We start from the raw sequence: 25527 nt of genomic DNA on the forward strand, positions 1-25527 counted from the left end.
CCCCAAATGAACACCATCACACGCGGAGGTCGCGGCCGGAAGGCCGCCATCACCGCAACGATCCTCGCGGTCGTCGGACTGGGACTGGCGGGATGCCAGACCGGGGTCGCCGACCTGAACCGGACGAACGCACAGGACGCACCGCAGTCCGCTCAGCAGGCCGAACGCTCGGCCGTAGCGGCGCAGTCACGGTACGAAGGCCTGGCCGAGTACTGGCAGCTGCGCGCGCAGCGCGCCGACACGCTCCGCGCCGAGACGCAGCAGAGCGCCAGCCGCGCCGCCGACGCGTCGCAGTCGCGGTACGAAGGTCTCGCCGGGTACTGGGCGGGTCGCACACAGCAGGCCGACACCTCGGTGCGGGTCCTCGCAGACCGGGTCGAGACCCGGAGCGGCGTCTCGCACGTGCTCGTCAGGCCCGAGCGGAACCGCGGGACCACCCAGGTCCGAGTGCTGGCCGACCGGGTCGACACACAGGTGGCCGAGGTCACGGAGGTCCGAGTGCTGGCCGACCGCGTCCCCACGCATGAGTGACCGCAGGATGCGTCCGTGGTCGCCGACCACCCCGATGGACGACAACCGCCGCGGATCACGCTCTGAGGCTCCCGTACGAAGCGACGGGAGCCTCAGCGTGTGCGCCGGGGCGGCGACGACGCGGGGAAGCGCGGTCCACGCGCTCACCCGGTGCACCGCTACGCTGAGGGCGTGACTCCCGGACGCGACGACGACGCCCTCTCGTGGGGCGGTGACGACGACCCGACTCTCGACGTCGGCGCCGCGGAACCCCACGCGGTGACGCCCACCGCCCAGCCCGCTTCTCTGCCCGAAGGCTGGAGCGCGGTCGGGCGGGGGAGTGAGGCCGTCACCGCCGGGGCGGACGCCGACGCGGACGACGACGCCGACCTGGACGACGGCCCGGTGGACGCGCGCGGGTCGATGGAGTCCGAGGCGCAAGGTGCCCCGGTGCGCGAGCCGATGGGCAACGCCGAGCTGATCACGCTCGGCGTGATCGGCGGGTTCTCCGCGCTGTACGCGATCGGTTGGCTGATCGGCGCGCTTCGGCTGCAGGGAACCGCCCAGTTCCTGGTCGCACCCGTGGCGTATCAGATCAGCCTCTGGCTCGCGGTCCTCGCGCCGCTCGTCTGGTTCGCGGCGGTGTTCCTCCTCACCGCCGGCTCCAAGACGTGGCTGAGGTTCGCATGGCTGGCAGCGGGCGTGGTGCTGCTCGTGCCGTGGCCGTTCATCATGGTGGGGGCGATCGGACGATGACGGATTCGATGGCGGTCCCCACGCCCTCTCCAGACGGCGCGGGCGCGGCATCCGACACCCCCGCCGCGAAGCGGACTCCCGTCTGGGTCGTCGTCGCGATCTCGGTCGTCTTCGGGCTGTTCTACGCGTACGCGCTGTGGAACGCCCTGGCCTTCCTCATCGCGCAGGCGAGCGGTCCGCTCGGGCTCAACGGCTACGGCTGGTTCGTCCTGCTGCTGGCGGTCGTGTTCCCGCTGGGCGTCTTCGGTGCGGCGTTCGCCCTGGCGTGGCGACGCCCAGCGTGGCAGTTCGCGCTCGTGCTGTTCACCGGGCTGTGCGTGGTCGCGGTGTTCTGGCTGAATGTGATCGCGTATGCGGCGGTCTACGGCGCGTCGCTGCTCGGCTGACGCGGTGCGTCACACGGTCGGTCGACCCGACCTGGCCGCGCTAGGCTGAGACAGGCCTCGCCCCCGCTGGCGTGCGGCGCGGCATCCGCTCTGCCCTGCACTGACGGACGGCCTCTGCCCGTCGCGCACAGCCCCAAAGGAACCATCCCGTGACGAAGCCTGTCGTTCTGATCGCCGAAGAACTCTCTCCCGCCACGATCGACGCCCTGGGTCCTGACTTCGACGTGCGCAACGTCGACGGCACCGACCGCCCGGCGCTGCTCTCGGCCCTCGCGGAGGCGAACGCCGTGCTGATCCGCTCGGCGACCAGGATCGACGCCGAGGCCATTGCGGCCGCCCCCGTGCTCAAGGTCGTCGCCCGCGCCGGCGTCGGACTCGACAACGTGGACATCAAGACCGCCACCACGGCGGGTGTCATGGTCGTCAATGCACCGACCTCGAACATCATCTCGGCGGCCGAGCTCACGGTCGGCCACATCCTGAGCCTCGCGCGCCGCATCCCCGCCGCCCACGCGTCGCTCGCCGATGGCCAGTGGAAGCGCAGTTCGTACACCGGCACGGAGCTCTTCGAGAAGACGGTCGGGATCATCGGTCTCGGCCGCATCGGCGCACTCATCGCCGCCCGCCTGCAGGGCTTCGACATGCGTGTGGTCGCCTACGACCCCTACGTCACGAGCGCACGCGCGCAGCAGCTCGGCGTGCAGCTGCTGAGCCTCGACGAGCTGCTCGAGCAGAGCGACTTCGTCACCATCCACATGCCGAAGACCCCCGAGACCACGGGCATGATCGGCGCCGAGCAGTTCGCGCTCATGAAGCCCTCCGCGTTCGTCGTCAATGTCGCGCGCGGCGGACTCATCGATGAGGAGGCGCTGTACACGGCCCTCACGACAGGCGAGATCGCCGGTGCGGGCCTCGACGTCTTCACCTCCGAGCCCCCGGTCGAGGGCGGCCCGGCGCGTGCGCTCCTCGACCTCCCCAACGTCGTCGTGACGCCGCACCTCGGCGCCTCGACCGACGAGGCGCAGGAGAAGGCCGGTGTCTCGGTCGCACGCTCGGTGCGCCTGGCGCTCGGCGGCGAGCTCGTGCCGGACGCCGTCAACGTCGCGGGTGGCGTCATCGACCCGTACGTGCGCCCCGGGATTCCGCTCGTCGAGAAGCTCGGCCAGATCTTCGCGGCCCTCGCGCGGTCGCCGCTCACGAGCCTCGACGTCGAGGTGCACGGCGAGCTCAACGACTACGACGTCAGCGTGCTGAAGCTCGCCGCGCTCAAGGGCGTCTTCACGAACATCGTCAGCGAATCGGTGTCGTACGTGAACGCGCCGCTGCTCGCCGAGCAGCGCGGCGTCGAGGTGCGCCTGCTCGTCGACGACGACAGCCCCGAGTACCGCAACATCATCACGCTCCGCGGAGCGCTCTCCGACGGCTCGCAGCTGGCGGTGTCGGGCACGCTCACGGGAACGAAGCAGATCGAGAAGCTCGTCGGCATCAACGACTACGCGATCGAGCTGCCGATCGAGAAGCACCATGTGGTGATGCTCTACACCGACCGCCCCGGCATCGTCGCGGTCTACGGTCAGAAGTTCGGCGACGCCGGCATCAACATCGCGGGCATGCAGATCGCGCGCAGCGAGGCCGGCGGTCAGGCGCTGTCGGTGCTCACCGTGGACTCGCCGGTGCCCGATGACCTGCTCGAAGAGGTGCGGTCCGACATCCAGGCCGACCTCTTCCGCCAGATCGAGATCACCGAGTCCTGACCCGGCGCCTCAACTCGGCGTCTCTGACCGGCATCACGCCTTCGCGGCGCGCTCAACCATCGCGATGAGCGCGTCCAGCGCCGCGCCCCGGGGGACGGGCCCGGGGATCGACCCGCCCTCCAGGGCGTTGTTGAAGTACAGCCCATCGCTGACGAGCATGACGAGGTCGAGCGCGGTGGCGTCCTTGGTGTGCGTGCGCAGGACGTCCGCCCACTGGTCGCGGATGCCGCGCAGAGCGACGCGGGCGCGCGCGCTGCCGCCCTGTGCGAGGCGCGACGTGGCGAGGATCGCCCGGTCGATGCTGTCGTTCTCCATGACCGAGGTGCGCAGGAAGTAGGCGATCGGTCCTTCGGGCGAGGCGGCCATCGCCGCGACGTCCTCCTCGACGAGGGCGTGCAGCCGCTCGAGGAGCGCGGACTCGAGCGCATCCTTCGAGCCGAAGTGATACAGCAGGCCGCCCTTCGAGACCCCGGCGGCGCGTGCGGTGGCCTCCATCGTGGCCGCGCGCTCGCCCTCCTCGATGAGGATCGCCTCGAAGGCGTCGAGCACCTTGTCTCGGGCGAGGGGAGGGCGACTCATGTCGTCGATGCTATCGACGGATGTCCCGGCATCCTGTTACTATACCGACCGGACGGTATAGAAACTGAGGATGACATGACCACCGCGACCATCGCCGAACGCCCCGTCGACGCCGGACAGCGCGTCGGCTGGCGCGGCTGGCTCGCGCTCGTGGTGCTGATGCTGCCCGTGCTGCTCGTCTCGGTCGACAACACCGTGCTGAGCTTCGCGCTGCCCGCGATCGCGCTCGATCTCGAGCCCACGAGCGCGCAGCAACTGTGGATCATCGACGCGTACCCTCTCGTGCTGGCCGGACTGCTCGTCACGATGGGCGTGCTGGGCGATCGTTTCGGACGGCGACGGATGCTGCTCATCGGCGCGACCGGGTTCGGCATCGTCTCGGCGCTCGCAGCGTTCGCGCCCACGGCCGCCCTGCTCATCGCGGCGCGCGCGGGCATGGGCGTCTTCGGCGCGATGCTGATGCCCTCCACGCTGTCGCTGCTGCGCACCGTGTTCGCGAACCGCGACCAGCGCCGCCTCGCGATCGCGATCTGGGCCGCCGGGTTCTCGGCCGGTGCCGCACTCGGGCCCGTGGTGGGCGGCATCCTGCTCGAGCACTTCTCCTGGGGCTCGGTGTTCCTCATGGCCGTGCCGGTGCTCGTACCGCTCCTCGTCTTCGTGCCGCTGCTCGTGCCCGAGTCGCGCGATCCGCGCCCCGGCCGCATCGATCCGGTGAGCATCGTCCTCTCGATGGCCGCGCTCGTGCCGATCGTGTATGCGATCAAGGAGCTCGCGGTGCACGGCATCACCGGGACCGCGCCGGTCCTCTTCGCCGTCGGCGCGCTGTTCGCCGTCCTCTTCGTACGTCGGCAGCTTCGCCTCGAGACCCCCATGCTCGACATGGCGCTGTTCCGGCGCGGCTCCTTCAGCGGGGCGATCCTCGTCAACCTGCTGAGCGTCATCGCCCTGGTCGGCTTCCTGTTCTTCGTGGCGCAGCACCTGCAGCTCGTGGTCGGCCTGTCGCCCATGGAGGCCGGCCTCGCGCTCGTCCCCGGGCTCGTCGCCATGATCGCGGCAGGTCTGATCGTGGTGCCGCTCGCGAAGCGCTTCTCCTCGCGGATCATCGTGCCCGCGGGGCTGGCGGTGTCGGTGCTGGCCTACGTGACGATCGCCGTGACCGCGCAGGACGGCGAGGTGTGGGTGCTCGCCCTCGCGTTCGTGGCGCTGGGCGTCGGCATCGGGATGGCCGAGACCGTCTCGAACGAGCTGATCCTCTCGAGCGCACCGCCGGAGAAGGCCGGCGCCGCCAGCGCCGTGTCGGAGACGGCGTACGAGCTGGGCGCGGTGCTCGGCACCGCGGTGCTCGGAGGTCTGCTGACCGCGCTCTATCGTGGCAGCCTCGTGCTGCCCGACGGCCTTCCCGCCGAGGCCGCCGAAGCAGCGCGTGAGACGCTCGCCGGAGCGATCGCCGCCGGACGCGGCCTCGAGCCGGGACTGGCGGAGCAGTTGCGGGATGCCGCGGCCCGCGCCTTCGACGCCGGCGTCGGCGTGACCGCGCTCATCGGCGCCGCTCTCATCGTGCTGGCGGCCGTCATCGCGGCCACTACCCTGGAGAGGACCGCGTCCGCGTCCGAGCACTGAGCCCGGGAGCCCGCCGGACGCCCAGGCGAGGAGAGCAATGCCGCGCGTGCAGGATCCAGGTGTCGTGAAGCTGGCCGTCATCCCGGGCGACGGGATCGGCCCGGAGGTCATCGCCGAGGCCGAGAAGGTGCTCGACGCGGCGACGGCGGGCAGCGGCATCCGATTCGAGAAGACCCGGTTCTCGCTGGGTGCCGCGCGGTTCCTCGACACCGGCGACACGCTCACCGACGCCGACCTCGACGCGATCAAGGAGCACGACGCGATCCTGCTCGGCGCCGTCGGCGGAGTGCCCGGCGACCCGCGTCTGAAGGACGCGAACATCGAGCGCGGCCTGCTGCTGAAGCTGCGCTTCGAGCTCGACCATTACGTCAACCTGCGGCCGTCCAAGCTCTACCCGGGGGTTCCCGGCCCGCTCGCCGAGCCCGGCGACATCGACTTCGTCGTCGTGCGCGAGGGCACCGAGGGGCCGTACGTGGGCAACGGCGGCTCGATCCGACGCGGCACGCCGCACGAGGTCGCGAACGAGACATCCGTCAACACCGCCTTCGGCGTGGAGCGGGTCGTGCGGTACGCCTTCGACCTGGCCGAGCGCCGCTCGAAGAAGGTGACGCTCGTCCACAAGACGAACGTGCTCGTGCACGCCGGCGGCATCTGGAAGCGCATCGTCGACGCGGTGTCGGCGGAGCACCCGGAGGTGGCCGTAGACTACCTGCACGTCGACGCGGCCACTATCTTCCTGGTCACGAACCCCGGCCGTTTCGATGTGATCGTCACCGACAACCTCTTCGGCGACATCCTCACGGACCTGGCCGGCGCCGTCACCGGTGGCATCGGTCTCGCCGCATCGGGCAACATCAACCCCGACGGCGCGTTCCCCTCGATGTTCGAGCCCGTGCACGGTTCGGCGCCCGACATCGCGGGTCAGCAGAAGGCCGACCCCACGGCCGCGATCCTGTCGACCGCCCTGCTGCTCGATCATCTCGGGCTGTGGGCCGAGTCCGAGGCCGTCACCCGCGCGGTCGAGGCCGACATCGCCGACCGGGGCACCGCCGCCCGCACCACGGCGCAGATCGGCGACTCCATCGCCGCCCGCCTCCAGGCGTAACCTGGGACCGGCAGGCGCCACCACACACTCAGCGGAACGCTCCGCAGGAAAGCAAGGCCCGTCATGACGCTCATCGACTCCGACCCCGACACCGGACTCACCCCGCTCGAGTTCACCGTCAACCGCAATCTGCAGGCGAAGTCCGCAGAGCAGCGCGCCGAGATCCTCGCCAACCCCGGCTTCGGCACCAGCTTCACCGACCACATGGTCGACATCTGCTGGTCGACCGGCGGCGGCTGGCACCGCCCGCGCGTGCAGCCCTACGGCCCGCTCTCGCTCGACCCGGCCGCCGCGGTGCTGCACTACGGGCAGGAGATCTTCGAGGGCATCAAGGCCTACCGTCACGCGGACGGGTCGATCCACACCTTCCGCCCCGACCAGAACGGCCGTCGTCTGCAGCGATCGGCGCGCCGACTCGCGCTGCCCGAGCTGCCGGTGTCGTACTTCATCCAGTCGCTCCGCGAGCTCATCGCCGTGGATGGCGACTGGGTGCCGTCGGGCGCCGACCAGAGCCTCTACCTGCGCCCGTTCATGTTCGCCAAGGAGGCGTTCCTCGGCGTGCGCCCCGCGCACAAGGTCGGCTATTACGTGATCGCATCGCCGGCGGGCGCGTACTTCACCGGCGGCGTGCGGCCCGTGTCGATCTGGCTCAGCGAGGACTACGCCCGAGCCGGCAAGGGCGGCACCGGGGCGGCCAAGACCGGCGGCAACTACGCCGCGTCCCTGCTCCCGCAGTCCGAGGCGTACGAGAACGAGTGCGACCAGGTCGTCTTCCTCGACCAGGACCGCAACGTCGAGGAGCTCGGCGGCATGAACGTGGTGTTCGTCTACAAGGACGGCACGATCGTGACCCCGCAGTCGGACTCGATTCTCGAGGGCATCACGCGCGACTCGATCCTGCAGCTCGCAATGGATCGCGGCCACAAGGTCGAGGGCCGGGCGGTCTCGTTCGAGGAGTGGCGCCAGGGCGTGGCATCCGGCGACATCGTCGAGGTGTTCGCCTGCGGCACGGCCGCCGTCGTCACGCCGATCGGCCTGCTCAAGGGGCGCGACTTCGTCGACGAGCAGCCCATCGGCGAGCTCGCGCTCTCGCTGCGCGAGGAGCTGACCGACATCCAGTACGGCCGGCGCGAGGACAAGCACGGCTGGCTGCTGCGCCTCGACGCCTGACAGTCGGGCGGGGTGGCTAGGCTGATCCGGTGAGGATCGCGCGCTTCAGCCACAACGACGCCATCAGGTTCGGAATCGTCGACCAGGGAGAGCTGGTCGTCCTCGCGGGCGACCCGATGTTCGCGGGGTACGACACGACGGGGGAGCGCGTGCCGCTCGCCGACGTGGCACTGCTGGCGCCGGTGATCCCGCGGTCCAAGCTCGTGTGCGTCGGCCGCAACTACCGCGACCACGCCGCCGAGATGGGCAACGACGTGCCGTCCGCCCCGATGCTGTTCTTCAAGCCGAACACGTCGGTGATCGGCCCCGGCGACGCCGTGGTGCTGCCGAAGGGCTCCGATTTCATCAGCTTCGAGGGCGAGCTGGCCGCCGTGATCGGCCGCATCGCCAAGAACGTCTCCGCCGAGAACGCCCTCGACTACGTCTTCGGCTACACGATCGGCAACGACCTCACCGCGCGCGACTGGCAGAAGTCCGACGGGCAGTGGGCGCGGGCCAAGGGCTTCGACACGTCATGCCCGCTCGGCCCCGCCATCGAGACCGAGTTCGACATCCACGGGCCGGCGGTGATCACCACGCGCCTGAACGGCGAGGTGCGCCAGCAGGGTCCGATCTCCGACATGATCTTCTCGCTCGCCGACGTGATCGCCTACGCCTCGGCCGCGTTCACGCTCCTTCCGGGCGACGTCATCCTCACCGGCACGCCGGCCGGAGTGGGGCAGATCTCGGCGGGAGACACCGTCGAGGTCGAGATCAGCGGGCTCGGCATCCTGCGCAACACCGCGCGTGACGCGTGACTCCTGATGATCGACCCATGACCGAGGCGGATGCCGCGGCCCTTCAGCCTGCGGCCGTCGCGGCCGTGCAGCGACGCACGGTCTGGGTGCTCTCGCTCGGCCAGATCCTCGGCGGCCTCGCCTTCGGCGCCACGGTCTCTCTCGGCGCCGTGCTGGCGGCTGAGCTCTCGGGCGATGACGCGTTCTCCGGACTCGCGGCCGCCGCCGTCACCCTGGGCACGGCCGCCGTCGCCGTGCCGCTCGCCGCATTCGCGAGCCGCCGCGGTCGCCGGCCGTCGCTCGCGATGGGCATGGCGGTCGCACTCGTCGGTGTCGTGCTCGTCGTCGTGGCGGCGGCGGTGCAGCTCTTCCCGCTCCTGCTCTTGGCGTTCGGGCTCGTCGGCGCGGGCCAGGCCGCGAACCTGCAGACGCGCTTCGCGGCAGCCGACCTCGCCACCGACGCGACGCGCGGACGCGACCTGTCGATCGTGGTGTGGGCGACGACGATCGGCGCGGTGCTCGGCCCGAACCTGACCGGTCCCGGCGAGGCGCTCGGTCAGGCGGTGGGGATGCCGGCACTCACCGGTCCGTATCTCATCACGGTCGTCGCGCAGCTGCTCGCCATCGCGGTCTACCTCTCAGCGCTCCGCCCCGACCCGCTGCTGCTGGCGTACCGGATCGTGGCCGCGAAGGACACCGCGCGCGAGGCGATCGCCAAGCCCGACCAGCCGGTCGTGGCGCGGTATGCGATCTTCGCGGTCGCGGCGGCGCACGGCGTGATGGTGTCGGTCATGGCCATGACACCCGTCCACCTCCTCCATCACGGGGCGTCGCTGTCGATCATCGGGCTCACGATCAGCCTGCACATCGCCGGCATGTTCGCCCTCTCCCCGGTCTTCGGCATCCTCGCCGACAGGCTCGGCCGCGTGCCGACGATCCTGATCGGCCAGGGTCTGCTCGCGGCATCCCTCGTCACCGCGTCCTTCGGGCAGGAGTCCACCGTCTCGGTGACGGTCGCCCTCGTGCTGCTCGGTCTCGGCTGGAGCGCCACGACGGTGTCGGGATCGACGCTGCTGACCGAGGCGTCGGCGGAAGGTCAGCGCACCCGGCGGCAGGGCCTGAGCGACCTGACCATGAGCCTGGTCGGCGCGGGCGGTGCGATCCTCGCCGGGCTGGTGCTGTCGTGGATCGGATACGGCGGGCTCGCGCTTGCCGTCGGCGTCGCCGTCATCGCGACGGTGCTGCTGGCGCCCTTCGGCCGCCGCACGCCGGTGTCCGCGGGGGGAGCCGAGTGACATCGGCCACGACCGTGCCGGCGCTATATTCGCGACCGGGAATGCAGTTTTGTGACCTGGCCACAACGTTCCGCGGCGCGCGGCCGGGCATGGCCTAGCGTCGCTCCATGGGCACGACGGCATCTGCGTATCTCACCGGCTTCGGCCGGTATCTTCCCGGCGAGCCGGTCGACAACGCGGGGATCGTGGCACGGCTCGGCGGAGACGACGCGGTCACCGAGCGCATCCGTCGCCGCGTGCTCGACGCGAACGGCATCCGCACGCGGCACTACGCGCTCGACGACGACGGCGAGCCGACCGAGCTGAACGAAGAGCTGGCCGTCAAGGCGCTGCGCGCCGCTCTCGACGACCGGGGGATGGATGCCGCAGACCTGCGCATGCTCGCGACCGCGACGACGATGGGCGACGTGCTCGTCCCCGGGTTCGCGTCGATGGTGCACGGGCGCTTGGGCGGCGGGCCCATGCAGCTGCTCTCCGCGTCGGGCGTGTGCGCGTCGAGCCTCGCCGCGCTCGACGCCGCAGTCAGCAAGGTGCGCCTCGGGGACCATCCGCGGGTCGCCGTCGTGGGCTCGGAGCTCGCGAGCCGCAGCCTGCGGCAGACGCGGTTCGACGGCATCCGTGCCGGCATGGATTCGCACTTCCTGCGCTGGATGCTGTCGGACGGTGCCGGTGCGGTCGTGGTCGAGTTCCAGCCTCACCCGAGTCGTCCGTCGCTGCGCGTGGACTGGGTGCGCCACGTCTCGCTCGCACACGAGCACGACGTCTGCATGCGGGCAGGCATGGACGGCATCGACCCGGTCGTGGGGCAGACCTGGCAGGACGTCCCGGTCGACGAGGCCGAAGCGGCCGGCATGTTCGTGCTCCGCCAGGACGTCAGCGTGCTCGACGACCTCGCGGGGGCGGGGCTGGCCCAGTTCGAGGAGCTCGTCGACATCGGCCTGGTCGATGTGCACCACCTCGACCATGTGCTGTGCCACTACAGCACCAACATGTTCCGCGACCTCGCCTTCGACGGGCTGCGCCGACGCATCCCGACGCTCGACACCTCGCGGTGGTTCTCGAACCTCGAGACCTGCGGCAACACCGGCGCCGCGAGCATCTTCATCGCGCTCGAAGAGGCGTGGCGCAGCGGGCGCTTCTCGCCCGGCGAGACCATCCTGCTGGCCGTCCCGGAGTCGGGCCGGTTCGCCTTCGCCTTCGCCCATCTGACCGTGGTCGCCCCGACCGAAAAGCAAGGAGCCTCGACATGACGACCGACACGATCACCGCTCCCGCGACGCTCGCCGAACGGCTCGCCGCGGTGTGGGACGACTTCGAGACCCGCCTCGACGGGGTGCCGATCCTGCAGCGACTCGCCGACGGCACCGTCACCATCGACGACTATCGACGTCTGCTGTTCAACCTGCGCCAGCAAGTGGTGGACGGTTCGCCGTGGATCTCGCGCGCGGCCGCTTCCTTCGACATCGCGCACTTCGATCTGCGCTCGGCGGCGATCCGCCACGCGGAGGAGGAGCACCGCGACTACCTCATGATCGAACGGGACTACGTCGCCGTCGGAGGCTCGCTCGCCGAGCTGCGTGCCGGCCGGAAGAATCTGGGCTCCGAGGCGCTGTCGGGATACATGTTCCATTACGCCGACCGGCCGAATCCGGTCGGGCTGCTCGGCGCCATGTTCATCATCGAGGGGCTGGGGGCGCGGCGAGCCGCCGGCTGGGCCACGCGGTTCCAGGAGGTCCTCGGGCTGGCCGACAGCCAGGTGCATTTCATGAAGTACCACCAGGATGCCGACGCCGAGCACACCGGCAACCTCGAGGCCATCCTGAACTCGGGGGCGATCGACCAGGCGGCCGCCGATGAGATCGTCCGCTGCGCCGAAGTGGTGGCGCGGCTCTACGCCCTCCAGCTCGAGGAACTGGACCGCTGACGTGCCGGAGTTCGTGCGATCTGATCCGAGCATGTGGGAGGCGGTGTACGCCGACCCTTCGATCCCGCTCGACCGTGCGCTCGTCCGGCAGATCATCGACGACCAGCGGCGGCCGTCGCGGCGATGGCTGTACCCTGTGGCGCGCCTCTTCTCGCGCCTCGTCGTCGCACTGATCTCGATCGTCAAGCGCGTGCTGCCGTTCCGGTGGATGCCGCTCTCGACGATGGATTTCCTCTGCGTGTGGTTCCTGCGGCACTTCGTCTCGCCCGACGCCGTCGACCTACTCATCCGCCACTTCGTCGTCGAGACGAATCTCGTGAACTTCATCATCCGCAACACCCCGATCGACATGGAGCCGGTGACACTGCGCCCCGAGACGCTCGCGGGTCTCGGGGACAACGCGGTGGTCGAGCACGACGTCAACGTCTACGACCTGCTGATCGCGCTCGATCCGGTACCGCTGACGCGACCGGACCGTCTCGACTTCACCCAGCTCGACATCCCTCCCCTCGACGCCGAGCGGTATCGCCGACGTGTGCTGCGGCTCGACATCCAGACGGCGCTGTGCTTCATGAACATTCCGTTCTCGATGGCTCTCACCGTCGAGGAGTACCGCCGGGCGGTGCACTCGATCCGCTTCGACGACTCGTTCCTCGAGATCCTCGCCCTCGTGTGCGACGACGACACCTTCCGGCACTGGAAGGTCGGCGGGCTCAGCCTCTGGATGGACTCGAACGTCGATGTGCCGCAGATGGTCTACCGGCACGCGCTGGTGTGCGAGTACGCGCACGCCCGCCTGGTGAAGCTCGCCGGCGGCGCCTATCCCCGCCAGACCCCGGCGGACTTCGACTGAGGCGCGGAGGGGAGCGGTCCGGGCTCAGCGGTCGAGCGCACGCAGCGCGAGGTCCACGTCGTCCTCGTCGTTGAAGACGTGGAAGGCGACGCGTGCGCGTCCGGCGCGACCGGACGCGACCACGCCCGCCGCGGTGAGCGCCGCAAGGTCGGTGCCGTCGGCATCCGCCCACGTCACGATCGCACTCCCGCGCTCCGGGACATCGAGGCCCATCCCTCGGCGGAAGCGTCGCGCCAGGCCCGTCGTGTGCTCGTGCGCCGCTCGCGCGTCGAGTGAGGCGAACAGCGCGAGCGCGTGCTCCGCTCCGACGAACGCCTGCCAGGCGGGTGACACGTCGTAGCGCGTCGCGTCGGCTGCGAGCTCCACTGCGCCGTAGCACGAGGTCCACGGGTCCGGTCCGGCATACCAGCCGGCGAAGAGGGCCGGCATGTCGCGCTGCAGCGCCGGTGAGACGGTGAGGAACGAGACGCCTCGTGGTGCGCACAGCCACTTGTACGCGTGGCAGATCAGGGCGTCGAAGCGCGATGCGTCGACCGGCAGCCACCCGACGGCCTGGGTGGCATCGCACAGCGTTCGCGCGCCGTGTGCGGCGGCTGCGGCGAGGATCGCATCCACGTCGGCGACCTCGCCCGTCGCGGACTGGACGAGGGAGAAGACCACGAGCGACGTGTCGGGAGCGACCGCCCCGGCAAGATCGTCGAGCGCCGCGGTCCGCACCCGCAGGCCGCGGCCGGAGTGGACGAACGGGAGCACGATCGACGAGAAGTCGCCGTCGGCGATGAGCACCTCGGCTCCGTGGGGGAGTGACGCAGCCACGAGCGCGGCCGCGACGGAGGCCTGCGAGCCGATCGCCACGCGATCGGCGCCGATCCCGACGAGGGTCGCGAAGTGCGACCGGCTGCGCTCCACGGCGGCGGAGTAGGCCATCGGGTCCGGGCGCCCGGCGGCCGCGGCATCCAGATCTGCAATGATCGCCGCGCGACTCGCGCGAGTCGGAAGACCGACGGTGCATGCGGCGAGATAGCCGCGGCCTCCGGCGAACTGCGCCCGTGCAGCGGTGAGCGTCGGGTGCGAGGATGCGGCGAGAGTGGGCATGACTCCAGGGTGATCCTCCGCGACGTATTCGTCTACGGGAGGTGATGGATGCGAATCATGATGTCAGGTTATGCTTCGCGCATGACCGTGTTCGATGACGTCGACATCGACCCTCACGCTCTGCGCGTCGTGAAGGCGATCGCCGACGAGGGTTCGATCACGGGAGCGGCTGCCGCGCTCGGCTACAGCCAGCCCGCCATCAGCCAGCAGCTCAAGCGCCTCGAACTGAGGCTCGGGGTTCCACTCGTCGAGCGCGTGGGCCGCAGCGTGCGCCTGACCGAGGCCGGTCGGATCCTGGCGCGTCACGCGCCGGCGGTGACGACGGCGCTGGATGCCGCGGCCGGCGAACTCGCCGAACTGCGGGGTTTGCGCGCGGGGCGGGTGCGACTGGTGGGCTTCCCGTCCGCGTCGCCCACCGTCGTGCCGCGCCTGCTCGCCGAGCTCGAGGAGCGCCACACCGGCGTCACCGTCACGTACCTCGAGGCGGAGCCGCCGGAGGCGGTCGAGGCGGTACGTGAGGACCGCGCCGACATCGCGCTGACCTTCAGCTACCCGGGCGACCGCGACGATCCTCACGGACCGAGCGCTCGTGGCCTCTCGGTGCGCACCGTGGGCACCGACGACCTCCTGGCGGTGCTGCCGGCGGGCCACCGCGCGGCCACGAGCGCGGTGGTCGACGTCGCCGGTCTCGCGGGGGAGAACTGGATCGCCGGGTGCCCTCGGTGCCGTGGACACCTCCTCGAGCTCTGCGCCCGCGCCGGATTCGAACCGCACATCGCGTTCGAGACCGACAACTTCGTCGCGGTCGAGGGCCTCGTGGCGCAGGGGATCGGCGTCGCGACACTGCCGCGCATGGCCGTGGCATCCTTCCCCCAGTTCCCGGGAGTGGTGACGCTGCCGCTTCCGCCGACGGAGTCCCGGACGATCCACGTCGTCACGGCGCACGGTGCCGAGCGCGTGCCCGCCATTCGGATGACGCTCGCATCGATCACCCGCCTGCTCGACCACTCCGGCGAGGCGGCCGCGTCGCGGGGGGCGGCCGGTGGCGCCGACATCGGCTGACTAAACTCGGAGGCGATGTCTTCCTCACCCGATCCCCGCACCACCACCGCGACCGGGGCCGACGTGCGCGTGCGCTTCTGCCCGTCGCCGACCGGCCTTCCGCACGTCGGTCTCATCCGCACCGTCCTGTTCAACTGGGCGTACGCGCGGCACAACGGCGGCAAGCTGGTCTTCCGCATCGAAGACACCGACGCCGCGCGCGACAGCGAGGAGAGCTACCAGCAGCTCCTGGACGCGCTGCGGTGGCTCGAGATCGACTGGGACGAGGGCGTCGAGGTCGGGGGACCCCACGCGCCGTACCGCCAGTCGCAGCGCCACGACATCTACCGCGAGGTGCTCGAAAAGCTCGTCGACGCCGGAGCTGTCTACGAGAGCTACTCCACCGCGGAGGAGATCGACGCGCGCAACGAGGCCAACGGCCGCGCGAAGCAGCTCGGGTACGACAATCACGACCGCGACCTGACCGATGAGCAGAAGGCTGCCTTCCGCGCGGAGGGTCGCGAGCCGGCCTGGCGCCTGCGCGTGCCCGACGAAGACCTCACCTACGTCGACCTCATCCGCGGCGAGGTCACCTTCCCGGCCGGATCTTTCCCCGACTTCGTGCTCGTTCGCGCGGGCGGCGTGCCGCTCTACCCATTCGTGAACCCGGTCGACGACGCGCTCATGGGCATCACGCACGTCATCCGCGGCGAAGACCTCATGCCGTCGACCGCGCGTCAGCTCGCGCTTTACCGCGCGCTCGTCGACGCGGGCGTGACCACGTTCATCCCGCGCTTCGCCCACATGCCGCTCGTGCTCGGCGAGGTCGGCAACAAGAAGCTCTCCAAGCGCGACCCGAAGGCGGATCTCTTCCTCCAGCGCGAGAAGGGCTTCATCCACGAGGGCCTGCTCAACTACCTCTCGCTTCTCGGCTGGTCGATCGCGCCGGATCGCGATGTGTTCTCGCTAGGGGAGCTCGTCGAGGCGTTCGACATCGTCGACGTGAATCCCAATCCCGCCCGCTTCGACCAGAAGAAGGCGGAGTCCATCAACGGAGATCACATCCGGATGCTGGAGCCCGCCGACTTCGCCGGCCGGCTGGTCCCGTACCTCGCGACCGCGGGGCTGGTCAGCGAACCGCCGACGGCGCAGCAGCAGTCCGTCATCGAGTCCGCGGCACCGCTCGTGCAGGAGCGCATGCAGCTCCTGGGGGAGGCGCCCGGACTGCTCGGGTTCCTGCTGCGCGACCACGTCGCGTATGACGAAGACGCGCTGTCGAGCCTGCCGGCGAACGCGGGCGAGGTGCTCGTCGCATCGGTCGACGCGCTCGAGGTCCTCCCCGAGGGCGGGTTCACGGCCGCGGCGATCCAGGAGGCGCTGTCGAGCGCCCTCATCGACGGGCTCGGGCTCAAGCCCCGCGTCGCCTACGGTCCGCTGCGCGTCGCCCTCAGCGGGCGCCGCGTGTCGCCGCCGCTGTTCGAGTCGATGGAGCTGCTCGGCAAGTCCGAGACGATCCGCCGGTTGGGCGCCCTCGTCGAGCATCAGGGCTGAGTCACGCCGCTCGGTTTGGCTCACGTGCCGCGGTCGTCTAGACTTGATCCTCGGCACGACTTCGGTCGAAACGCCTTGGGGTATGGTGTAATTGGCAACACGGCTGATTCTGGTTCAGTTGTTCTTGGTTCGAGTCCAGGTACCCCAGCCAAACGAGATAACCCCCGCTGAGCGGGGGTTTTTCGTTTCCCATGACACATCGTCCGCTCGCGCAACGGGCGTTGAGAAGGCGCGGGGGAGGGATGCCTCCGCCCGCGCCTTCTCGGTTACGCGGTGGCGGGCGCCCCCACCACGCGGCTGCGGTGATTCACGCGGTGGCCGACCCAGAAACCGATGGCCACGAGGCCCGCGAGCGCCGCGAGAAGCAGCCACGGCAGCACCATCGGCGTGGCGCCGGCGGCTCCGGCTGCCAGCTCGTCGGAGCCTCCTGCGATCTTGGTGCTCCCGTCGCTGAGCGTCGCCGCGCCGGCGGCGAGCTCCACCGTCCCGTCGGCGAGTGTGCCACTGCCGTCGGCCAGCGTCGAGGTTCCTGCGGAGAGCTCGCCCAGACCGCTGGACAGGTCCGCTGCGCCGTCGGACAGGTCCGACGTGCCGTCCGCCAGCGTCGCGGCGCCTGCGGAGAGCGTGCCGGCACCCGAGGCGAGCCTCTCCGCGCCCGCCTCGAGGCGGATCGAGCCGTCGGCGAGCTCGTGCGTGCCCGACGCGATGCGCGTGTTGCCGGCGGACAGCTCGGCGGCGCCGGCGGCGGCACGTTCGCCACCCCTGACCAGCTCGGCGGACTTCGTCTCGAGCGTCGCGAGACCACCTGAGAGCTCGGCCGCGCCCGCGCTCAGCTGACCCAGTCCTGCGGCGAGCTCGGCGGACTTCCCGGAGATCACGGTGACACCGCCGGCGAGGGTGTCTGTCGCCGCAGAGATCTGCGCCGTGCCCGCGGCGACGGTCGCGGTGCCGCCCGCCACCTGCGTGGTGGCTGCCGCCAGTTGCCCCGCGCCTGTCGAGAGCCCTGTGGCGCCGGCGGACAGTTGGCCGAGGCTGCCCTGCAGCGAGGTCGCACCCGCGCTGACCGTGTCGGCTCCCGCTTTCACGTCCTCCGCCCCGCCCGCGACGGACGCCGCGGCAGCCGCGAGCTGATCGAGCTGCGCGATCAGCGTCTCGTCTGCACCGGCGGCCTTCAGCTGCGCCACGAGGGTGGCGAGCCCGTCGCGGACCTGACCGGCGCCTGCGGCGGTCTGGCCGGCTCCGGCGGCGAGGCTCTCCGCTCCCGCCGCGAGCGAGGTCGAGCCGTCGTGCGCCTGACCGGTCCCTCCGGCGATCTGCGCCGCGCCCCCGGCCAGCGTGGCAGCGGCGGCTTCGACCTGCTTCGCGCCGCCCGCGACCTGCGCGGAGCCGTTCTTGGCGGCGGTGAGCGCGGCCGCGAGCGATGCTGTGCCCTGGTCGACCTGCACGAGGGCGGCGGTGAGTTGAGCACCGCCGGTCGACGCCGAGCCGAGTCCGTTCGACACCTTGCCGGCGCCGCTCTCCAGCTTGCTGATACCTGCCGCAGCGAGATCGATGCCCTCGGACAGCCTCGCGTTGCCGGAGGCGAGATCCCTCGCTCCGACGGCCGCCTCGGACGCGCCGGCGTCGAGGCGCGCGACGCCGTTGCGGTTCTTCACCGTTCCCTCCACGAGCGCGACGGCGCCGGAGGAGAGCTCCAGCGCGCCGTCCGATAGTCGTGCCGCGCCCGCATCCGCTGAGGTCGCACCGGCCGCCAGCTTCTCTGCACCCGCCGCCGCCGTCGCGGCGCCGTCGTCGACCTGCCCCGCGCCGGCGCTCAGCTCGGCGGCGCCGTCGGACAGCGTGACCGCTCCCGCGGCGAGTTCCGTCGATCCCGACTCGGCCCGCGACGTGCCATCGGCGAGCTGCTGTGCACCGGCGGCGATCTTCGAGGTCGTGGCGAAGTAGAGGAAGATCATCGCGGCAAGCAGCACGCTGAGCACGATGACGGCTATGCGCATACCGAGGCCGTGCGCGTGGACTGTCGTTCTCGTCACTGAGGGACTCCTGGTGGTGGTCGCGCCTGTGAGCAGGCGTGTGGACGACGGCCGGCATGCTGTCGCCGGCCGTCGGTGGATCTCCGGATGGTCGATCGTCCGCCGCACCGCCTTTGGTGCGTCGGTGTGCTCACCGTGGTGAAGCGGAGTGAACGTAACAGCCGGGAGAGCGGTTTCGGGCCAGCATTCCGGCTGGAACCAAGTACCACGATCACTGAGACTGAATTTCTTGTAGAGGATCGACAAAGGCGTTCCGAGCCGAATGCCGCGGCCAGGGGGACGATGTCCCCGTGACCGTGCCAACGGCTGTGGTCTTCACGAACACGGGACTTTCGTCCCGTGGTGAGCACCGGGCTCGCGGGACTCACGCCCTGCCCGCGGGACGATGGCCACAGGGCGAGCGTGGGAAGGGCTTTGGTCCCGCCTGGACGCCATACCGATGCGTACCGTGTTCGTCACGTCGAAGGGCGGCCGTCGCGTCACGCGGCGGCTCTCGAGCGAGACCTCAGCGTGAAGGGTGCACTGTGATGAGGGCGAATCCAGGGGACTTCTTGATCATCGCGTCGAGTCACCTCGAGCAGCCGCCCAGAGTCGGATTCATCGAGGAGGTCCATGGCGAGGACGGCTCACCTCCCTACACCGTCAAGTGGGAGGAGGACGGCCGGACCACCCTGGTGTTCCCCGGAGTCGACGCGCACATCGAGCACCCCGGACGCTAGGTCGATCTCGCCATCTCGCCGCCGACGGACGGCCACGAGATCAGCGTGCGCCACGTCGCGGGGTCCGGTTCCTCGGCCGGATCGCTCAGGTAGCTCTCCCACATGACCTCACCCGCCGTCCGGCCGGTCGCGGCGAAGAACTGCTCGACGAGGGCGTACGTCTGAGTCAGCGTGTCGTAGGGTCCGACGTGAACGGCCTCCACGACCTGACCGCCCGGCAGCACTCCCGGCGCCACCTCACCATCGGGCGTCACAGGCGTGAGGACGGGGAATCCGGCCTCGACGTCGACGGTCGCCCCCGGCATCCCGTAGTACTTGCCGAACGGTGGTCCGGAGGGCTGAACTCCCTGTGCCGCGAGGACGCGCATCGTCTCTGAGAACGCGTGGGAGAAGAACTCCGTCAGTCCCTCCATCGACACCGTCCCGCGCACGCCCGCCGTGGGCGTGTCTCCGCGGTTCGTGACTTGGATGTCGGTGGACATCTCCTACTCCTCACCATGTCATCCCGGCATCCGCCGGCCAGGCACGTTCGTGCGCGAATGTCGTGTCGTGCCATCAGCCTGCGTAGGACAGCCCCTCGCAGACGGGTCGTTGGTCCCGTGATCGCGTCGGAGATCTCGACCACCGGGGGATACCCGATCGCGCTCGTCGTGAAGCTCCTGCTGATCAACCCGGTGAAATGTCGCTCGGGGACGGCAGACGCGAGCCGCGGCCAGGCGGATAATGTCCCCATGGACGCGTCATCGCTGACTGCGGCCCGATCGAGGGAGCTCGCCGACCTGCGCCGTCGCGCGTACGGCCCGAATGCCGACATCGACTCGGACCCGGCCGCGCAGCGCCGGCTTCACGAGCTCGAGGAGCTGGCCCGCCCCTCGGCGTCCGAGCCGCCGTCACGCCCCGATCGCCTCCGTGAGGGCCATCGGCGGGGTTCGGACCCCGACGACGCTGCCGCCGGCGAAAGCAGCGGGGCGCAGGCATCCGTCGCCCTCGAATCGGATCCCGGTGCTGTCGACGGGGGAGCAGCCGATACGCCCGAGGCGGCGGCGCCGGCAACCGCACGGAGATGGTGGCAGCGCGTCCCGCTGTGGGCGGTGACCGCCGTTGCGGGGATCGCCGTCGGGCTCGCCGCGGGCCTGACGTGGCCCACCGACTCCGAGCCGCCACCGGACCTGACGCTGGACGTCGCGCCGGGCGGCGGCGAGCGGGGCGCGGGATTCACCGAGAACCTCAACTACTGGGGTGTCGACCCCGGCAGCGTCGTGCCGCACGAGCAGTTCGACGTGATCCAGGTGTGGACCGCCCGTGCGGTCGACGAGTCACGCTGCGTGCTGCTGTCGCATGACGGCGGGTTCCTCAGTGCCACCTGCAGCGGCGGCGGTCTCGATCCTGTGCTCGACTTCACGGTGTACGACGGCATGTCGCTCGAGTTCGACGAACCACTCCCGATCGGCACGGTGATCCGTTTCGTGGGACGAAGCGGCCACGTGGACGTTTGGGTGAGCGCGCCGGGAGGCCCTCAGGCGGGGGATGCCTCGGTCGATATCTCGTCGGCCGCGTCGGCGCCCAGCCGCGCGTAGTCCGGGTTGTCGTCGCTGTGGGCGAGCAGCACCACGGCGATCGACGCCGCCCAGGCGTGCGCGCGGATCCAGGTGGAGCGGTCGTACCGGTCGCCGGCCGCCTCGATGAACGCGGATCTCCCGGCGGCGTCGAAGGCGAGCCAGGCGACCGCCAGATCATAGGCCGGATCGCCGGCGGTCACGTCCCCGAAGTCGATGATCGCCACAAGACGCGCGCCATCGGCCACCAGGTTGCCCGGGTGGAGGTCGCCGTGCACCCAGACCGCTGGGGCATCCCACGGTCGCTCGGCGACGCCCCGCAGCCAGACGTCCATGAGCGCTGACGCTGCGGCGGCGTCGAGCCGTCCTGACGCAGAGAGCCCGTGCACGCGCTCCTCGAAGGCGGCGGCACGGGTTGCGAGGGGTCGGCCGCGCACGGGGTTGATCGGGTGATCCGCCGGCGCGGCCACATGCAGGGCGGCGAGGGCGCCGGCGAGCCGGGCGGCCCACCCGGTCCGCTCCCGGCGCGGCACATCGATTCCGCGTGCACCCTCGAACCACGGCGTGACCGACCATGACCACGGGAACCCGTCGCCGGGAACGCCGAGCACGACGGGAGTCGGCACGCGCACTCCGGTCGCCTCGATGGCCGGCGCGAGGAGCGGGAGGCTGCGCTGCTCGTGCACGATGAGTGGGGCGGCGAGGGCCCGGCGGGGGAGGCGCACGGCGAGCTCGTCGCCGAGGCGCCAGATCTCACAGTCCCACCCGCTGGCGACCCGACGCAGGGGGAGCACGGCCATCTCGGGCGGTGCCTGCCCGACCAGAAGACGGCGCACGTGCGGCTCGTCGATCACCACATCTGGGAGGGGTTTACGGGCCACCGTTCGACGATACCGGGACGATTCGACTCTTGTTTTGTGTTGGTATGTGTTGTAATGTGTGGGAATTCCGAGGAAGGATCGCAGATGTACGCAACGGAGCGTCAGGAGCAGATCGAACGACTGCTGCAGACCGACGGTCGTGTGAGCGTCGTCGAGCTGGCCGGTCTGTTCGACGTCACGACCGAGACGGTGCGCCGCGACCTCGACCAGCTCGAGGCGGCCGGTGCACTGCGCCGGGTGCACGGCGGCGCCGTCAGCAGCGATCGCGGCAGCACCGCCGAATCGCCCCTCTCAGAGCGTCAGCAGCGTCACGGCGTCGCGAAGGCCGCGATCGGCCGGCGGGCCGCCGCAGTGCTGGGCGAGCGGTTCCTCGGGTCTGTGTACTTCGATGCCGGAACGACCACGGCGGCCGTGGCGTCCCAGCTCGTGCCGCGCCTCTCCTCGGATCAGATCGAGGTCGTCACCCACGCCCTGAGCCTCGCCGACATCCTGAGCGCGGCGCCCGGCGCGGGACTGACCCTCGTGGGCGGGCGCGTCCGCGGTGTGACGGGCGCGGCCGTCGGCGCCGACACCGTCCGCGCGATCGAGGGCATGCGTCCCGACGTCGCCTTCGTCGGAGTCAACGGGGTGTCGGCGAGCTTCGGGCTCAGCACACCCGATCCCGAGGAAGCAGCGGTCAAACGGGCAATCGTCCGCTCGGCTCGTCGTGTGATCGTGGTCGCCGATGCCGAGAAGCTCGGGCCCGAGCTTCTCGTCGGCTTCGCATCTCTGTCCGACATCGACGTCCTCGTGACCGACGCCCAGCCCGACGCCGAGCTGGCCGCCGCCCTCGCCGACGCCGACGTGGAGGTGTGGCACGCGTGATCGTCACCCTCACCGTGAACCCGTCGCTCGACCGCACGATCGAGCTCGACCAGCCCCTTCGCCCCGGGGGAGTCCAGGGCGCGGTCTCCGCTCGAGAGGATGCCGGCGGAAAGGGCATCAACGTCGCCCGGGCGGTCTCCTCAGCCGGGGTCGACGTGGTCGCGGTCCTGCCGCTCGCCGCGGACGACCCGTTCGGCGCCGTGCTGCGCCGGTCATCGATCGTCGCGCGCACCGTCGCGGTCGACGGTCACGTTCGCGCGAACGTCACCATCACCGACCCCTCCGGCGAGACGACGAAGCTCAACCTCCCGGGAGTCGCGTTGAGCGAAGCGGATGCCGCGGCCGTCGTCGCGGCTGTGGTGACGGCCTCGGAGGGCGCCCGCTGGCTCGTGCTGGCCGGCTCGCTCCCGCCGGGAGTCCGCGACGACTTCTACGTCGACGTCATCGCGGCGGTGCGCCGAGCATACGGCCCGAACGCGCCGCAGATCGCGGTCGACACCTCCGGGCCGGCGCTGGCGACCGTCGTCGAGCGCGGGCGCCCCGACCTCATCAAGCCCAACGACGACGAGCTCGCCGAGCTCGTCGGCCGGCCTGCCCTGCCCCCGGGCGACCCCGCGAGCATCGCGGGCGAGCTCGCCCGCACGCTCGTCCCGTCGCGCGTCGCCGCCGCGCTCGTCACACTGGGGTCCGCAGGGGCCGTGCTCGTGACGCCCGAGGGCGCGTGGTCGGCCGCTCCGCCCGCCATCCGCGTGGCCAGCACCGTCGGTGCCGGCGACAGCTCGCTCGCCGGCTACGTCCTCGCGGACTCGCTCGGCGCCCCGGCGGAGGAGCGTCTGCGTCACGCCGTGCGCTACGGCGCGGCGGCCGCTTCCCTCCCCGGCACCCAAGCCCCGTCGCCTGCCGATCTGCCGGACGGCGACGTGGTCGTCACCCACCTCTCGCCTGCCTGAATCCCGTCCTCACCGACCTTTGGAGGTCACCGTGTCAGACACCATCACTCCGGACCTCGTCAGTCTCGACGTCGGCCTCGGCGCCGACAAGGAAGCTGTCATCCGCTCACTCGCCGCCCGTGTCGTCGCGCAGGGTCGCGCCACCGACGCCGAGGCGCTCTTCGCCGATGCGTGGGCGCGCGAGCAGAAGGATGAGACCGGCCTGCCGGGCGGCATCGCGATCCCTCACGCCAAGAGCGCGGCGGTCACAGAGCCGTCGCTCGCCTTCGCGCGGCTCGCACCGGGCGTCGACTTCGGCGCGCCCGACGGCCCGGCCGACCTCGTCTTCCTGATCGCCGCGCCGGAAGGGGCGGCCGAGGCGCATCTCGCCGTGCTGTCGAAGCTCGCGCGCAGCCTCATGCAGGAGGACTTCACCGCCGGTCTGCGCTCGGCCGCCAGCGACGACGAGGTGGTCGCCATCGTGCGCGCCGCGATCGGAGAGGGAGATGTCTCGCCTGCGCCCGCCCCACCCGCGGCTGCGGCCCCTGCGGCTGCGCCGGCCGTCGTCGCACCCGCTGCGGCCGCGCCCGACGACCTGACCGTCGACGGGCGCCCCGCGCGCATCGTCGCAGTGACCTCGTGCGCGACCGGCATCGCCCACACCTTCATGGCGGCAGATGCGCTGACGGCGGCGGGAAGCGCGGCGGGCATCGACCTCGCTGTCGAGCCGCAGGGCTCCAGCGGCTATCAGGCGCTGCCCCGAGAGGTGATCGACGGCGCCGACGCCGTGATCTTCGCCACCGACGTCGACGTGCGCGAGCTCCAGCGATTCGCGGGCAAGCCCGTCGTGCGCTCCGGCGTGAAGCGCGGCATCGAGCAGCCGCGCGAGTTGATCGCGGAGGCGGTCGCCGCTGCGAACGACCCGGGCGCGACGCGGGTGTCCGGCACCGCGAGCGAGGCGAACACGACCGCGTCGGCGGACTCGGTGTCATGGGGAGCGCGCATCCAGAGGATCCTCCTCACGGGTGTCAGCTACATGATCCCGTTCGTCGCCGGCGGTGGCCTGCTCATCGCACTCGGGTTCCTGTTCTTCGGCAGCGACTACAGCGCGCCGGGCAACGCCAACACCGTGGTGGTCGAGAATTCCCTGTGGGACCTGCCGGAAGGCGGACTGGGCATCTACCTGGGCTCCGTGGCCTTCGCCATCGGCGCGGCATCGATGGGCTTCCTGGTCTCGGCCCTCGCGGGATACATCGCGTTCGCGATCGCCGACCGGCCGGGCATCGCGCCCGGCTTCGTCGCGGGCGCCGTAGCGGTCCTCATGAACGCCGGCTTCATCGGCGGCATCGTCGGCGGACTCCTCGCCGGTGTGACGGCCTGGTGGATCGGCACGTGGCGGGTGCCCCGGTGGCTGCGTGGTCTCATGCCCGTCGCGATCATCCCCCTGCTGGCGTCGATCGTGGCCTCGGGATTGATGGTGCTGTTCCTCGGGCGGCCGATCGCGACGCTCATGGAGTGGCTGACCGTCTGGCTCAACGAGCTCGCGGGAACAGCGGGAATCGTCGTCGTCGGCGTGATCCTCGGACTGATGATGTGCTTCGACCTCGGTGGACCCGTCAACAAGGTGGCCTACGCGTTCGCCGTCGCCGGTCTCGCCGCAGGCTCGCCCGAGAACCCCACGCCCTACCTGATCATGGCCGCGGTCATGGCGGCCGGCATGGTGCCGCCGCTCGCCATGGCGCTGGCCTCCACGGTGCTCGCACGCGACCTGTTCCCGCCGGTCGAGCGCGAGAACGGCAAAGCCGCCTGGCTCCTCGGCGCCGCCTTCATCAGCGAGGGGGCCATCCCGTTCGCGGCCGCCGACCCGCTGCGCGTCATTCCGGCCTCGCTCGTCGGCGGTGCGGTGACGGGCGGGCTCAGCATGGCCCTGGCCGTCCAGTCGCTGGCACCGCACGGCGGAGCGTTCGTGTTCTTCGCGATCAGCCCGTTCTGGGGCTTCCTGGTCGCCATCGCGGCAGGTACGGTCGTGACCGCGCTTGTGGTGATCGCCCTCAAGAAGTGGGTCGGCCGCAAGGAGCTCGAGCAGGCAGAGGCTCCATTCGAGGCCGTCCCCGCGTGACCGACCGAACG

The 25527-nt window shown here is 70.9% G+C and carries 24 protein-coding genes and 1 tRNA gene; 20 read left to right on the forward strand and 5 right to left on the reverse strand.

Annotated features, from left to right (window positions below):
• Positions 1–6: 6 nt before the first annotated feature.
• The 4 genes from ACFC1W_RS15345 to serA all read left to right on the forward strand — a co-directional run bounded on the left by ACFC1W_RS15345 (position 7) and on the right by serA (position 3406).
• The gene (locus ACFC1W_RS15345) at positions 7–531 is read left to right on the forward strand and encodes a hypothetical protein (protein WP_375994313.1); all 525 of its coding nucleotides are present in this window, start codon (positions 7–9) and stop codon (positions 529–531) included.
• Between the two features lie 171 nt (positions 532–702).
• Entirely contained in the window at positions 703–1266 is a 564-nt protein-coding gene (locus ACFC1W_RS15350) for a DNA polymerase III subunit gamma/tau (protein ID WP_375994315.1), read from the forward strand.
• Positions 1263–1652 carry a bacitracin resistance protein gene (locus ACFC1W_RS15355; protein WP_375994317.1) on the forward strand — a complete coding sequence of 130 codons (390 nt, stop codon included), beginning with the start codon at positions 1263–1265 and terminating at the stop codon, positions 1650–1652. The genes ACFC1W_RS15350 and ACFC1W_RS15355 overlap by 4 nt, the downstream gene beginning before the upstream one ends.
• Positions 1653–1801: 149 nt before the next feature.
• A complete protein-coding gene (gene serA, locus ACFC1W_RS15360; protein WP_375994319.1) occupies positions 1802–3406 on the forward strand; it encodes a phosphoglycerate dehydrogenase in 1605 nt (534 codons plus the stop codon).
• A 33-nt stretch (positions 3407–3439) separates the two neighbouring features.
• On the opposite strand, the gene ACFC1W_RS15365 is transcribed toward serA, so the two are convergent.
• The gene (locus ACFC1W_RS15365; protein ID WP_375994322.1) at positions 3440–3985 is read right to left on the reverse strand and encodes a TetR/AcrR family transcriptional regulator; all 546 of its coding nucleotides are present in this window, start codon (positions 3983–3985) and stop codon (positions 3440–3442) included.
• Positions 3986–4060: 75 nt separating this feature from the next.
• On the opposite strand from ACFC1W_RS15365, the gene ACFC1W_RS15370 reads away from it, so the two are divergent.
• The 8 genes from ACFC1W_RS15370 to ACFC1W_RS15405 all read left to right on the forward strand — a co-directional run bounded on the left by ACFC1W_RS15370 (position 4061) and on the right by ACFC1W_RS15405 (position 12728).
• Complete coding sequence (locus ACFC1W_RS15370) at positions 4061–5605, forward strand: MFS transporter (RefSeq protein WP_375994325.1); 1545 nt, start codon at positions 4061–4063, stop codon at positions 5603–5605.
• Positions 5606–5642: 37 nt separating this feature from the next.
• Positions 5643–6710, forward strand: coding sequence for a 3-isopropylmalate dehydrogenase (locus ACFC1W_RS15375; RefSeq protein WP_375994328.1), 1068 nt, complete (start codon positions 5643–5645; stop codon positions 6708–6710).
• A gap of 63 nt (positions 6711–6773) precedes the next feature.
• Entirely contained in the window at positions 6774–7880 is a 1107-nt protein-coding gene (locus ACFC1W_RS15380; protein WP_375994331.1) for a branched-chain amino acid aminotransferase, read from the forward strand.
• Between the two features lie 29 nt (positions 7881–7909).
• Positions 7910–8677 carry a fumarylacetoacetate hydrolase family protein gene (locus ACFC1W_RS15385; protein ID WP_375994333.1) on the forward strand — a complete coding sequence of 256 codons (768 nt, stop codon included), beginning with the start codon at positions 7910–7912 and terminating at the stop codon, positions 8675–8677.
• Positions 8678–8694: 17 nt separating this feature from the next.
• Positions 8695–9951 (forward strand): MFS transporter, encoded by a 1257-nt coding sequence (locus ACFC1W_RS15390; protein WP_375994336.1) that lies wholly within the window; start codon positions 8695–8697, stop codon positions 9949–9951.
• A gap of 107 nt (positions 9952–10058) precedes the next feature.
• Positions 10059–11201 carry a 3-oxoacyl-[acyl-carrier-protein] synthase III C-terminal domain-containing protein gene (locus tag ACFC1W_RS15395; protein WP_375994339.1) on the forward strand — a complete coding sequence of 381 codons (1143 nt, stop codon included), beginning with the start codon at positions 10059–10061 and terminating at the stop codon, positions 11199–11201.
• Positions 11198–11875 carry an iron-containing redox enzyme family protein gene (locus ACFC1W_RS15400; protein ID WP_375994341.1) on the forward strand — a complete coding sequence of 226 codons (678 nt, stop codon included), beginning with the start codon at positions 11198–11200 and terminating at the stop codon, positions 11873–11875. The genes ACFC1W_RS15395 and ACFC1W_RS15400 overlap by 4 nt, the downstream gene beginning before the upstream one ends.
• A gap of 13 nt (positions 11876–11888) precedes the next feature.
• The gene (locus ACFC1W_RS15405) at positions 11889–12728 is read left to right on the forward strand and encodes a DUF6999 family protein (protein ID WP_375994576.1); all 840 of its coding nucleotides are present in this window, start codon (positions 11889–11891) and stop codon (positions 12726–12728) included.
• A gap of 24 nt (positions 12729–12752) precedes the next feature.
• Here the strand turns inward: ACFC1W_RS15405 and ACFC1W_RS15410 are convergent, their stop codons facing one another.
• Entirely contained in the window at positions 12753–13823 is a 1071-nt protein-coding gene (locus ACFC1W_RS15410; protein ID WP_375994344.1) for an aminotransferase class V-fold PLP-dependent enzyme, read from the reverse strand.
• Between the two features lie 81 nt (positions 13824–13904).
• Here ACFC1W_RS15410 and ACFC1W_RS15415 point away from each other — a divergent pair, with 81 nt between their 5' ends.
• From ACFC1W_RS15415 to ACFC1W_RS15425, 3 genes are all read left to right on the forward strand, one after another.
• Positions 13905–14885, forward strand: a complete 981-nt coding sequence (locus tag ACFC1W_RS15415) for a LysR family transcriptional regulator (protein WP_375994346.1) — start codon at positions 13905–13907, stop codon at positions 14883–14885.
• A gap of 15 nt (positions 14886–14900) precedes the next feature.
• Entirely contained in the window at positions 14901–16415 is a 1515-nt protein-coding gene (gene gltX / locus ACFC1W_RS15420; protein WP_375994349.1) for a glutamate--tRNA ligase, read from the forward strand.
• A gap of 76 nt (positions 16416–16491) precedes the next feature.
• Positions 16492–16566 (forward strand) — tRNA-Gln (locus ACFC1W_RS15425).
• Between the two features lie 115 nt (positions 16567–16681).
• Here ACFC1W_RS15425 and ACFC1W_RS15430 read toward each other — a convergent pair.
• Positions 16682–18448: a hypothetical protein gene (locus tag ACFC1W_RS15430; protein WP_375994351.1), complete on the reverse strand. Its 1767-nt coding sequence runs from the start codon at positions 18446–18448 to the stop codon at positions 16682–16684.
• Positions 18449–18975: 527 nt separating this feature from the next.
• On the opposite strand from ACFC1W_RS15430, the gene ACFC1W_RS15435 reads away from it, so the two are divergent.
• Complete coding sequence (locus tag ACFC1W_RS15435; RefSeq protein ID WP_375994354.1) at positions 18976–19167, forward strand: DUF1918 domain-containing protein; 192 nt, start codon at positions 18976–18978, stop codon at positions 19165–19167.
• On the opposite strand, the gene ACFC1W_RS15440 is transcribed toward ACFC1W_RS15435, so the two are convergent.
• Positions 19164–19649, reverse strand: a complete 486-nt coding sequence (locus ACFC1W_RS15440; RefSeq protein WP_375994357.1) for a GyrI-like domain-containing protein — start codon at positions 19647–19649, stop codon at positions 19164–19166. The two genes, ACFC1W_RS15435 and ACFC1W_RS15440, sit on opposite strands and share 4 nt — an antisense overlap.
• A gap of 249 nt (positions 19650–19898) precedes the next feature.
• Between ACFC1W_RS15440 and ACFC1W_RS15445 the strand changes: the two genes are divergently transcribed.
• The gene (locus tag ACFC1W_RS15445) at positions 19899–20744 is read left to right on the forward strand and encodes a hypothetical protein (RefSeq protein ID WP_375994359.1); all 846 of its coding nucleotides are present in this window, start codon (positions 19899–19901) and stop codon (positions 20742–20744) included.
• Here ACFC1W_RS15445 and ACFC1W_RS15450 read toward each other — a convergent pair.
• A complete protein-coding gene (locus tag ACFC1W_RS15450; RefSeq protein WP_375994362.1) occupies positions 20684–21604 on the reverse strand; it encodes a phosphotransferase in 921 nt (306 codons plus the stop codon). The two genes, ACFC1W_RS15445 and ACFC1W_RS15450, sit on opposite strands and share 61 nt — an antisense overlap.
• A gap of 84 nt (positions 21605–21688) precedes the next feature.
• Here ACFC1W_RS15450 and ACFC1W_RS15455 point away from each other — a divergent pair, with 84 nt between their 5' ends.
• The 3 genes from ACFC1W_RS15455 to ACFC1W_RS15465 are packed head-to-tail and all read left to right on the forward strand — an operon-like array spanning position 21689 to position 25516.
• A complete protein-coding gene (locus ACFC1W_RS15455; RefSeq protein ID WP_375994365.1) occupies positions 21689–22468 on the forward strand; it encodes a DeoR/GlpR family DNA-binding transcription regulator in 780 nt (259 codons plus the stop codon).
• A complete protein-coding gene (gene pfkB / locus ACFC1W_RS15460; RefSeq protein WP_375994368.1) occupies positions 22465–23418 on the forward strand; it encodes a 1-phosphofructokinase in 954 nt (317 codons plus the stop codon). The genes ACFC1W_RS15455 and pfkB overlap by 4 nt, the downstream gene beginning before the upstream one ends.
• A gap of 31 nt (positions 23419–23449) precedes the next feature.
• The gene (locus tag ACFC1W_RS15465; RefSeq protein ID WP_375994371.1) at positions 23450–25516 is read left to right on the forward strand and encodes a fructose-specific PTS transporter subunit EIIC; all 2067 of its coding nucleotides are present in this window, start codon (positions 23450–23452) and stop codon (positions 25514–25516) included.
• The last annotated feature ends 11 nt before the right edge of the window (positions 25517–25527 follow it).

This window comes from Microbacterium sp. NPDC056003, assembly GCF_042274785.1.
GTDB lineage: Bacteria > Actinomycetota > Actinomycetes > Actinomycetales > Microbacteriaceae > Microbacterium.